Annotated in this window: 9 protein-coding genes and 1 pseudogene; 6 read left to right on the plus strand and 4 right to left on the minus strand. The window is 26.6% G+C overall.

Annotated elements, in window-relative coordinates:
- From Q0J90_RS09115 to Q0J90_RS09130, 4 genes are all read right to left on the minus strand, one after another.
- Positions 1 to 859 (minus strand): phage tail protein (locus tag Q0J90_RS09115; protein ID WP_297277611.1); only part of this gene is annotated, 859 nt, incomplete at its 3' end.
- 142 nt (positions 860 to 1,001) lie between these two features.
- Positions 1,002 to 2,585, minus strand: a complete 1,584-nt coding sequence (locus tag Q0J90_RS09120) for a hypothetical protein (RefSeq protein WP_297277603.1) — start codon at positions 2,583 to 2,585, stop codon at positions 1,002 to 1,004.
- On the minus strand, positions 2,582 to 3,364 hold the full coding sequence (locus Q0J90_RS09125) for a hypothetical protein (RefSeq protein WP_297277604.1): 783 nt from the start codon (positions 3,362 to 3,364) through the stop codon (positions 2,582 to 2,584). The genes Q0J90_RS09120 and Q0J90_RS09125 overlap by 4 nt, the downstream gene beginning before the upstream one ends.
- 470 nt (positions 3,365 to 3,834) lie before the next feature.
- Positions 3,835 to 5,307, minus strand: coding sequence for a S41 family peptidase (locus Q0J90_RS09130; protein ID WP_297277605.1), 1,473 nt, complete (start codon positions 5,305 to 5,307; stop codon positions 3,835 to 3,837).
- Positions 5,308 to 5,628: 321 nt separating this feature from the next.
- Between Q0J90_RS09130 and Q0J90_RS09135 the strand changes: the two genes are divergently transcribed.
- The 6 genes and pseudogenes from Q0J90_RS09135 to Q0J90_RS14730 form a co-directional block, all read left to right on the plus strand.
- Positions 5,629 to 7,458 carry a hypothetical protein gene (locus Q0J90_RS09135; RefSeq protein ID WP_297277606.1) on the plus strand — a complete coding sequence of 610 codons (1,830 nt, stop codon included), beginning with the start codon at positions 5,629 to 5,631 and terminating at the stop codon, positions 7,456 to 7,458.
- 154 nt (positions 7,459 to 7,612) lie between these two features.
- Positions 7,613 to 8,725: a glycosyltransferase family 2 protein gene (locus Q0J90_RS09140; protein WP_297277607.1), complete on the plus strand. Its 1,113-nt coding sequence runs from the start codon at positions 7,613 to 7,615 to the stop codon at positions 8,723 to 8,725.
- A gap of 136 nt (positions 8,726 to 8,861) precedes the next feature.
- Positions 8,862 to 10,037: a dicarboxylate/amino acid:cation symporter gene (locus Q0J90_RS09145; RefSeq protein ID WP_297277608.1), complete on the plus strand. Its 1,176-nt coding sequence runs from the start codon at positions 8,862 to 8,864 to the stop codon at positions 10,035 to 10,037.
- A 160-nt stretch (positions 10,038 to 10,197) separates the two neighbouring features.
- Positions 10,198 to 10,374 carry a hypothetical protein gene (locus Q0J90_RS09150; RefSeq protein WP_297277609.1) on the plus strand — a complete coding sequence of 59 codons (177 nt, stop codon included), beginning with the start codon at positions 10,198 to 10,200 and terminating at the stop codon, positions 10,372 to 10,374.
- 132 nt (positions 10,375 to 10,506) lie between these two features.
- Complete coding sequence (locus Q0J90_RS09155; protein ID WP_297277610.1) at positions 10,507 to 11,151, plus strand: hypothetical protein; 645 nt, start codon at positions 10,507 to 10,509, stop codon at positions 11,149 to 11,151.
- A gap of 270 nt (positions 11,152 to 11,421) precedes the next feature.
- Positions 11,422 to 11,546, plus strand: a pseudogene (locus tag Q0J90_RS14730) (phage capsid protein); the annotation flags it as partial.

Raw genomic sequence — 11,546 nt, forward strand, 5'->3', positions numbered from 1 at the left:
TAGCTGTTATAGTGTTTTGTTTTGTATTATTTTTCATTCCTAAAATAGGTTTATTATCAAAAATAGGGAACCATTTTAAATTAGGTAAGCCTGCCTGATAATTATTAATTTTTGTTTCAAAATCTCCTCCATAAAAACCTGTACGGATATAATACAAAAGCCAACCTATGAAAGGAGCTTGATCATTTATATTCTGATATAAGCCGTAAGAACTTCCAGAGGTTAAGGCTGAAGTATCTCCGTTTACATAACCTGATACTTGTAAATATTCTAAATCATCTCTCCAATCTAATTCCCACTCTTGAGTACCGCTTCCTGTTTTTGTAATTGTTTCTTTTATTATAAATGTAGAATTATCTTGAACTTCCTTAATCATATTATTAATCTCCTCAATATAAGCGGGAACGCCTGTAGTTCTTGCGAATATCTCGTTTAAAACTCCGCTTGTTACCGCAGTAGTTACATAGCGTCCGCTCACTATTCTTAATTTCTTGCCCGCATAAGCACTATTTAAAAAATAAGTGCCTCTTAAACCGTCTTTATTAAACCAAAATACCTGATTTTCTTTAGGCATATATTTGTCATTTCCAAGCTCTCCGATTACATTTGTCAAATCTGCTATTTTTGTTGTGCCGTCTGTATCGTAAATTGCTAAAATACAGTCATTCAAAAAAGAAACTGAATTAGTCAAAAGCCCTGTAGACACTGCCGCATATCCAGCATTAACAAAAGGTTCTGAGGCAGGGATATTAAAGTCAAGATTTTGTACTATTTGTAAAGCGTTTTCATCAGTGAAAGGATTATAAGTATTTGAAATCCCAAAATAATTTAATATAGTTCCTTTCTCGCTTGATACTATTACATTTTTATTGCTCATTATTGCTATGTTCGCCGACGAAGTCCACCTATGGTGCAGCTAAATATAGGCAGTAAATTCATTTGCTGTCTGCTTACCCAAAGGGTACCTACTGGGTCGGCTCACTTCCTCCTTATTATTTTATTTATCCTGAATAAGACAGAAGCTCTTCAAGATGTTTTCTTTTCTCTTCTTGTTCATATAAATAATTAGTGAGCTTCACATTCATTTTAGCAAGCTCCAAATCTATATTTAAAGCATTATTCTCAAACTTATAATTAATAGTTCTGACATTCATGCTGACTATTCTTGAACCTACATCAAAAAAACAGATAAACTTTTCATATAAAATATTGCCTCTCTCGGAAGTTATTATAATATCTCTTTTGTCATAACCTTGAACATCAAATACTCCGAAACCGTCAGCACAATATTTTCTCTGTACATGCTCTCTGTCTTCTATTTGAAATACTGCCGATATTTTTTGTCCTTTTGCGGCAGGCGTACCGTCTGAAAAGAATATAACTATTTTTGTAATATTATAGCATTGATTACAAACTTCCCTATAATATCTGTCTATGTCAACTAATGCCACAGATTCCTGCTGTTTATAATTAGGGTATTTTCTGTATTCTATCTGCTCATCAATATCTAAAATATCACTTGAATATAATTCATTTAATCTGCTTTCAATTATAGTGAACTCATTAAAATCAATTACCTGATAAAAATTATTAGTAGGCTTTAATATACATTCTAAGCATTCGTTTATGTCTAAATCTATTTTTGATGAATTAATACTTTTTATTTGTACAGTTTGTTTTTTTACCTGATTAGTTAAAAATTGATAGGCAAACTGATAAGCTAAATCATAAGTTTCTAATTTGTAATCTATTTCAAAAAGGTCAGTTTTTATCCCAATTTCAGTTTCTAAAGGAATAGGAGGATATAAAGGATCCGCTCCAACTATTTTAGGCAGTGTTCTATAAACTTCTTCAAGCTCTCCCTCATCTGTCAAAATATTATCTTTCATTTTTATAACGTATCTGCTTACCAAATCGCCTGAGTCTTCTTCATATTCGCTGTCTGAAAAATCATTATTGTACCAATTTAATTTTTTATTAGGTACTTCCGAAAACTCTTTAAAATAAAAATTATTGTCAAAATCTACTCCCCAACACCAAGAAACAGATAAACTTTCCTCAACTTCATCAAGTATATCAGATATACTTTTTCCGCTAAATGACATTGTTATTTGCTTATCATTATTAAGGCCAATATTTTTTTCATCAAATATTATTCCCATTTCTTCTATTTTCTCTTTTAATGATAAAACTATATCCAAAGCTCCTTTTGTAGCTTCTAATATCAAATCGCCTTGTATATATTGATAAGTCAAACGCCCCCAAACTGGAATAACAGTTAAATTAAGTCCAGCATTGTCTATACTCTCAACATATCCAGCAAATCTTTTTTTACCTTTTAAATAATATTCTACTCTGTCATTGATATTAAAATAATTCAAAGGAGTATTAAAACTTACTTTACCGCTTTCTCCGCCTCTTTTATTAACTTTAAACTCATAAGCTGAATAAGTTCTATAAGCATTCTCTGCATAAATATTATCATTAATTTTTATATAAGTTCCTGTTTCTTCAAAAGGAACATAAGGAGGCGGAGCAAGTCTATATATTTTATCTCTCAAAAAATGATACGGCATTCTAATCATATTAAAATACCTCTTCTGTATCTTATTGCGGCACTTAGGCAGGTTTGATTTGTTTCTAAATAAAAAACATTATTTCCAACATTAAGCTCAGGCTGTATGCCCTTGTAATCATAACCAATCCCGTTTATAGTTAATATTTCTCCATTAAAATCTACAACATAATCTCCGCTTTGTAATTCTGCTATAACTTGAATGCCGAAGTTTTGTCTGTTTGCGAAAATAAACTCTAATTGTCCTGCTATAACTAAAAACTCTAAATTAAAACTAATAGGAACAGGAACTAAACTTAAAGAATTATAATTAATATCCTGCTTGCTGTCTTCTGTAATATTTAATTTATAACTATCTTCACGCTGTCTTAAAAATACTTTATCTAATGCCTGAAGCGATATAGTTATCACCCCTAAATTATTAACATATTTTACTGTATATCCGCTTACAGATTTTATAATATATTCTGCTTCATAAATTTCATCGTTAAATATAGTTCTTAAAAAATATCTTTTTATACTGCTTGATAAAATCATGCTTGTATATTTTGAATATTGTTCTTCTAGTTTTACCCAAGTACCTAAATCATTTTTATATTCGTATATTGGTATTCCTATATTAAAAGATCGGCCTGAAGATATATTGCCTATTCCTGTTTTTATACTGCTTTCAATAACTTTGTAATCTGTTTTTATATCATCTGCCTTTATATTTTGAGCCATATTTATAATGTCAAAAATTTCTTCTGTGTATTTATCTCTTACTGCTAATTTAAAATCAAAAGCCATAATAATACTCCTATATTATAAGCAAATAATATAAGGAATTATAATTATTATTTCTAATAAATATTATTATAATTTAAAGCTTTAATTACACACCCCGCCCTGCAGTATTTTTTGTTTAAAATAAAAATAAAATCTATTTATACATTTTATTTTCATATAATAAGCAAACCCGCCCAAGTTTTAATTAGATTTTGAATTTCTATACCGCACGGTTAATAAATTTTTATATATAATTATAGTTTTAATTATTAATTAATTTATATTTTTAATTTTGTTAAACGTGCGGCATTATAAGTAATAATATAAAAAAATACTAGGGCGGGTGTTAAAATTCTATTTAAGATGCAAGAAATAAAAAAATAAAAATTTATGAATTAAGTTAATAAAAATAAAGGGCGGGGTATGTTATTAAAGTTTAAAAAATAAATAGGCAGCAACATATAAAATATTACTGCCTATTTTCTATTTAATTATTGATTTTCTTCTTTTTCGTTTGACCAGTTTTCTCTAGGCTCTTCTTTATCCTGAGGAGGTTCTTTTCCTGTTTCAAGATATTCTATAGCAGCCTTTAATTGCTTGTCATATTTAAGATCATATATTTCTTTATAATTATCTAAATTACGTTCATTATATATTAAACGCTCAAGAAGATAATCGCTAGGTACTATATTTTGTTTTAAAAGCTCTTGCTTGAATGCAGGCAAAGCAGCAGCATCTGAACTTTCATTAGGATATTTTTTAGCGTATGCTGTTATTTGTCCTCCTTTTCTAAGCTCAGTTAATGCTGTTATATCTGTGCTGCTTAATTTAGGCTCTACTACTACAAAGTCAGGAGTTAATCCTGTACCATGAAGTCTTCTTCCATTTGGAGTGTAATAATGTGCCACTGTAAATTTGAAAGAAGTATTATCTCTGCTGTCCAATGGAAGTACATATTGAACACTGAATTTACCGAATGTAGTTTCACCTAAAAGCTTAGCTCTTCCGCTGTCTTGTAATGCACCTGAAAGTATTTCTGATGCAGAGGCACTGTACTGATTAACTAAAACTACCATATCTCCTTCAAGCCATTCATCGCCTTTTTTAGATGCATAATAATCCTGATTTTCATTTTTTGTTCTTCCTCTAGTGTATACTATTTTTCCGTCTGTTAGGAACTCTTCTACTATATTGATAGCAGTATCAAGTCTTCCGCCAGGATTATTTCTTAAATCAAGTATAAGTTTTTTCATGCCTTGTTTTTTAAGATCTATTAATGCATTTTCTAAATCTTTAGCAGTATCATCTCCGAAAGTAGTTATTCTTATATATCCGATTGTGTTATCAACCATTTTGTATTTAACACTTTTTATTTCTATGATTGCTCTTGTAAGAGGATATTTAATAGGCTCAGCTACACCGTCTCTAACTATTGTTAAAGTTACTTTTGTGCCTTCCTTTCCTCTCATTATATTTGCTGCATTATCAACGGACATATCTTTTGTGCTTTTGCCGTCTATTTCTATAATAGTATCTCCGGATAATATTCCAGCTTTCTCACCCGGGCCGTCTTCTATAGGAGAAACTACCATTAATCCTTTATCAGCATTTTTAGATATTGAAAGTCCTACACCGCCGTATCTTCCGGACATTTCAGTATTTAATGCAGTATTTAATTCTTCATCTAATAGGAATGTGAAAGGGTCATCAGTAGCTTCAAGCATTCCTTTAATAGCACCGTACATTAATTTTTTTGTTGTTACATTGTTCGTATCAACGAAGTTCTGCTGAAGTGTTGCAAAAACTTTTTGAAACAATCTGCTGTAATAGTAAAAATCATTATCTGACTGAGGGCTTCCCTGCTGAGCTATTGCAAGAGAAGGGCTTTTAAAATTAAAAAATGAAATTGCCACTACAAAAATTAAAAGAAATATCCATAAAAGTCTTTCTTTGTTTTTCATCATGTTTAAAATCCTTATGCATTAAAATGTATTTATAAAAATCTGTATTGATTACTGAAATATATAAGTTAATTATAACATAAATAGTAAAAAATTTATATATAAAAAACGATAAAAATATTATGATAACTTAATATTGCTAAATCAAAATATAGTGAATTTTAGATATAAAATAGGATGTTTATTTTATAAAATCCTTGTTATTTTTTATTCAAATATTATAATATTTTTATGTAAATAGTTATAAAAATGTAATGTGATTTATTTTAATTAAAAATATATAAATAATTGATATTATTAGATGTTATGAAACAGGAATTTTATATGCTTGATTACAAATATATTCTCACAAATATTTTAAATATAGCTAATTTTTATAGTAAAGAAAAAAAAGAGAAAGGTCAATATTTATTATTAGAACCTATAATCGTACATTTAGTAGGACGTTCTGGAGAAATATCTAAAAAAGAATTGGAAAGTTCTATAAATAGCTTTTTTCAAAGTGATAATAATATTACAATTAAAATAATTGATTTTTATACTTCAAAGAAAATAATAAATTTAAATCGTGAAAATGATACATATTCTTTATACAATAGTGAAGAAGTTATAAATTTATTTAATAATTATAATAATTTATATAATGAAAATTATTTTAAGATAAATGAACTATCCACTATTTTTTTACAAAATATTAGTAAAAGTGTAGAAGAAACTATAAACGTAACAAAAAATTTATATCATTTTTTTAATGATACATTAAATAATAATGTAGATAATACTAATTTAATATATAAAAATATTGCAAACATATTAAATTTATTGTATGAACATTCATATCAAGGATTAGATACAATAAAAAATATTATAAAAGGCATGATTATAATTAAAGCTATTGAAAATTATAAAAAAAGCAGTTTAAAAGAAAAAAATAAGCCTAGAATATATTTAGATAATATTTTTATTACAAATTTATTTGGATGGTGTGATGCTCCATTTTATGAAAGTTCTATTTTAACATTAGAAATTTTGAATGAATTTAATTTTCAAGTATGTGTACATAATATTACTTTAGAGTTAGTACTTGATTATTTAGTTTCTGCAAAAAATTATCAAAATAATCTTACAGTAAATAGTTTATTTTACAATATAATTAATCCTGATTACAATAATAAAAATCATATTCAAACTAGAACTAAAGATTTAGTTAATATAAAAAATGACATCTTTAAAGCATTAGAAAATTATAATATAAAAATTATTGATAATTTCTTTTTAAAAAAAGAATCAGATGATCCGGAGTTGTATAAGAGAGTGCATGAATCTAGGCAATCAAGAAATGTATTAAAAGGCGGAATTGGAGTTATAAGTGAAAAACAAACTTTATATGATTTTACTATAATTTTGTTATATCGAAATCTTAATATAACAAAATCTAATTTGAATAATATTGATACAATATTTATAACTTATCAAAAACCTATAACTGAAAATATCGATTATAAAGAATATAATTTATACTCAAAAATTATGCCTGTATCAACTTTTATAAATTTATTATTATTAGAAAGTATAATATCGAATATACAAGAGATAGATAAATTTATAGATATAGTATTAATTAACTCTTATTCAAATGTATTACATAGTGAATTTATTAATTATATAAATAATGTACAAAAAGAAGTAAATATTACAGAGGAAGAAAAAAATACTTTATTAATGTTAAAAACAGATAAAGATAAAAAAGATATTATAATTAAAAATGATAGTAATCCCACATTAATATTAGAAGAACTAAATGAGAGAGAAAAAAAACTTATAGAAAAGAAAGATAAAGAAAAACAAGAAGCTTTAGATAAGAAAGATAGGGAAAAAAAGGAAGCTTTAGATAAGAAAGATAAAGAAAAACAAGATGCCCTATATGAGAACGAAAAAAAATACAAAAGAGATAAGTTGATTTTTAAAGTGGTAATAATTATTTTATTCTCTATTTTATTATTTATAGTTAGTGATACTTATCTTGCTCCATATATCATAAAAATAGCTAATAAGTTAAAAAAAGATATTATTAGTGCAAATTATGTATCTCTTTTTATAGGAATGTTGCCATCTATAATTACATTTTTAATATGGATTTTTAGAAAAAAATAGAATATATTTTATGTTATTATAACAGTAATTATGGTAATATATTTTTATTAATTTTTATGGTTATAATTCTATTCAATATAGTAAAACTTTATACTTGTATTTTAATCAATATCTAGTATTATAAAAATATTCATTATTTTATTAAGAGGTTTTTATGCCGAAAGTTTCTGTTGTGCTTCCTATATACAATGTTGAAAAATATTTGCCTAAATGTATAGAGAGTGTTATTGCTCAAACATTAAAATATATAGAAATAATATGCGTTAATGACTGCTCTAATGATAATTCAGAGAATATAATCAGAGAATATATGAAGAAAGATGATAGAATAAAAATTATAAATAATGAAAAAAATATCGGAGTTGGATTTTCAAGAAATATCGGTGTTGATTGCAGTAATGGAGAATATATTTCTTTTATAGATTCTGATGATTTTATAGAAAATGATTATTTAGAGAATCTATATAGTACAGCAATAAAGTATGATGCAGATATAGTTTTTACTAACAATATATATACAGTTAATGAAGTTAAAGGATATATAAAGCCTTATTATCATAATAGATTGGAGAAATGGAAAAAATATTTTAAAGATAAATGTTTTGAAGGAAAAAGTAATTTCAATGTAAGTACAACAGAAAAAGAAAATACACCTGAATATCCTCTTGTCGCTGTTTGGAATAAATTATATAAAAAATCATTTATTTTAAATAATAATTTGAAATTTCAAAATTATATTGTCTCTGAAGATAGTGAATTTTTTTATAAATATTTAGTGTATAATCCAAATATGTATTATAATAACAAAGCTAAATATTATTATGTTCAAAGAAAATCATCAGCCGTGCATTCTATAGAAAAAGAAGAAAAAACAGTATCAGATGCTTTATCTGTATTTAGAAATATATTCAACTTTTATAAAGAAAAAAAAATTAATCTATTAAAAGAATCTAGTTTTTATAATTTTAATTCTTTTTTATTTGTATTTAATAATTACAAAGCAGATAATAAAAATGAATTCTATAAAAAATGCCATGAGTTATTGAAGGAGCTTGATGTTGAAATAAACAGAGAAAAGCATGCATTCATGGCTTATTCATGCTATATAATGAAAACTTATGATGATTATAATATATACATAGAAAAGATTGAATCTATAAAAAAGAAAGTATTTGATATTGCTTGGTGGATACCTTCTATCAATTTAAGAGAGAAATATAAAAAAATAAATCTCGATAAACTCGCAAATAAAAATTGGAATAATTAGATTGAAATGTATATTAATCTGATTATTAATTGAAATCAAAGCTTTTATCTATTAAAAAAGATTATAATATAATTTACAAAGATATATAAATTAATATACTATTATATATAAAATAAATTATAGGACAAATATTTTTATGGAAGAGTTAGAACGAAAACATAAGAAAGATTATTTATTAATTAAATTATTTATAGGCATAGTTGTTGGTATTGTATTAGGTACATATTCAAGTTCTGCTGTAATTAATGTAATACAGTCTATAAAATATGTTCTTAATCAGGTAATATCTTTTATGGTTCCTTTGATAGTGCTTGGATTTATTGCACCTGCTATAACTAGAATGGGAAGTAAAGCAAATAAAATGCTTGGCGTAATGCTTATACTTGCTTATGTATCATCAGTTGGAGCTGCTTTATTTTCAATGACTGCAGGATATATAATAATACCTAATTTGAATATACCTTCTGCTGTTGAAGGCGGAAAAGAATTGCCTGAGATTATATTTAAATTAGATATTAATCCGGTGTTTCCTGTAATAACAGCATTATTTCTAGCTATATGCGGAGGTGTTGCTGTTGTAAAGACAAAGTCAAAATATTTTGAAGGTTTATTGGATGAGCTTAATAATATAATTTTATTTTTAGTAAATAAAGTAGTAGTTCCTATACTTCCTTTTTATATTGGAAGCACATTTGCAACTTTAGCTTATGAAGGTACTATAATAAAAAGTGTTCCTGTATTTATAATAGTTATATTAATAGCAATAGTAGGACATTTTATATGGCTTACTGTATTATATTCAATAGCAGGTATAATATCTAAAAAGAATCCTGCAAGAGTGTTTAAGCATTACGGACCTGCTTATCTTACAGCTGTAGGTACTATGTCATCAGCAGCTACTTTGCCTGTGGCATTAAAATGTGCAAGCAAATCGGATGCATTGGATAAAGACATTGTTAACTTTGCAATACCTATGGGTTCTACAATACATTTATGCGGTTCAGTATTAACAGAAACATTTTTTGTTATGACTATATCAAAAATATTATATGGTTCTTTGCCCGGTATTGGTACTATGATTTTGTTTGTTATACTTCTTGGTATATTTGCGGTAGGAGCTCCGGGAGTACCTGGAGGAACTGTAGTTGCTTCTTTGGGTATTATAATTTCTGTATTAGGATTTAATGATGATGGTACGGCATTGATACTTGCTATATTTGCTTTGCAGGACAGTTTCGGTACGGCATGCAATGTTACAGGAGATGGTGCTTTAGCTTTAATGCTTCAAGGAATATTCAAAAAAGAAAGCTAATCTTTATTTATTAAAATATTAACAAAAGGCTTGGTATTAATTTACTGAGCCTTTTTTATTTTGCAATAACTTATAATCACTTATATTTTTTGTAATAGGTATAAAGATTATAAATCATCTTTTGTGTTATTTACTAAAATTATTAAATTATGGAGCTAGTATGCTAAAGAAAAAATATAAAATTTTAGGGGATAGTTTCAAGCAGTATATACCGCTTTCTAAAAATACTTTTGCTGAAACTAAAACTAATAAAATCACAGAGAAAAATATTGATGAGCTGATAAAATCATTTGAGAAAAAGAGCATAGAAATATTTGTCTATAAAGGGCATAAATAAGATGAGGAAAGAGAGGCTATTGGAAAAGTTGTAAGTTTAGAAAAAGATAATGAGGATGTCGGGCTTTATGCTTTTATAGAATGGTTTGATGAGAGCATAACGGAGAAAAAATCTTTTTATCCTTCTATTGAGATGGTTGGAAAAAAATCTTATGAAGATGAAAATTTTATTTACTGGGAGAATTGCGAAATCAAAGCTATTGCGGCAGTTGAATATCCTGCTAGCCGTAATGTTGATTTGCTTTGTGCTAGTGCAATTATTAGTAATGAAGAAAATATTAATGGAGAGTATATGCAAAAATTAAAAACAGTATTAGAAAAATTAATTAGTGAAGAAAAAGAAATTCAGAAAGAAGCTAGAGATGAATTTGTTTATTTGTTTAGAAATGATGAAGAGATTCAAAATATTATTATTGATATGATAGTGAAGAAATTAAAAGAAGATAATTCAAATGATAAAGCAAGTAATGCAGATAAACAAAATTTAAATAATTCAGAGAACAGCAATAAAGAATTAAATCTATCAGCTATAACTTACGGAGATTGGTGCAATGAATACGCCGAAAGTCAGAATGCAGTAAGATGTTCTTCAAAATCAGAAAGCTCTACATTTATAAAGGCAAGAAAACTTTTCAAAGCAGGATTGAGCAAAGAAGAAATAATGTCAATAGTAAGAAATGATTTGGTTCCTATTGGAGTAGGAGGCGGAGAGAAAATCAACTTATCAGCATTAAGCGAAGAAAACAAATACAGCGAGATAGCAAAACTATTTAAATGATAATTATAAAATTATATTCATTGAAAAACTATTGATATTAACTATACGAATTCATTTTTTGCTTCTTATTTGTAGGCTAGTTTTGTTTACGACAAATGAAATTTAAAAGCTAATTATGAAGTAAATTTATTATAAATAGTATTTGTTCAACTTTTTCCCGCCGCACACTACAAGTGGGCTTCGCCAAAGTTGCAAAAAGTGAAAGTATAAAATTGATAGATTATAAATTTTTTCAAATATAAAAATTATAATAAATTTAACGGAGTTTGAATGGCACAAGGTTCTATAATAAAAGCTGGTATTCATAGCGATGAAGCTAATTTACCAAAAAGAGGATTTCCTGTATCAATAAAAGATGATAATGGGAAAGGAGTTTTTTCACTTTATAGTGAAGG

Origin of the sequence: uncultured Brachyspira sp. (assembly GCF_944390595.1) — a bacterium.
In the GTDB taxonomy this organism is placed as follows: Bacteria; Spirochaetota; Brachyspiria; order Brachyspirales; family Brachyspiraceae; genus Brachyspira.

Bases quoted from the DNA above. Each gene is read 5' to 3' on its own strand.
- Q0J90_RS09120 (WP_297277603.1), bottom strand. From the start codon at position 2,585: ATGATTAGAATGCCGTATCATTTTTTGAGAGATAAAATATATAGACTT.
- Q0J90_RS09125 (WP_297277604.1), bottom strand. From the start codon at position 3,364: ATGGCTTTTGATTTTAAATTAGCAGTAAGAGATAAATACACAGAAGAA.
- Q0J90_RS09130 (WP_297277605.1), bottom strand. From the start codon at position 5,307: ATGATGAAAAACAAAGAAAGACTTTTATGGATATTTCTTTTAATTTTT.
- Q0J90_RS09135 (WP_297277606.1), top strand. From the start codon at position 5,629: ATGCTTGATTACAAATATATTCTCACAAATATTTTAAATATAGCTAAT.
- Q0J90_RS09140 (WP_297277607.1), top strand. From the start codon at position 7,613: ATGCCGAAAGTTTCTGTTGTGCTTCCTATATACAATGTTGAAAAATAT.
- Q0J90_RS09145 (WP_297277608.1), top strand. From the start codon at position 8,862: ATGGAAGAGTTAGAACGAAAACATAAGAAAGATTATTTATTAATTAAA.
- Q0J90_RS09150 (WP_297277609.1), top strand. From the start codon at position 10,198: ATGCTAAAGAAAAAATATAAAATTTTAGGGGATAGTTTCAAGCAGTAT.
- Q0J90_RS09155 (WP_297277610.1), top strand. From the start codon at position 10,507: ATGGTTGGAAAAAAATCTTATGAAGATGAAAATTTTATTTACTGGGAG.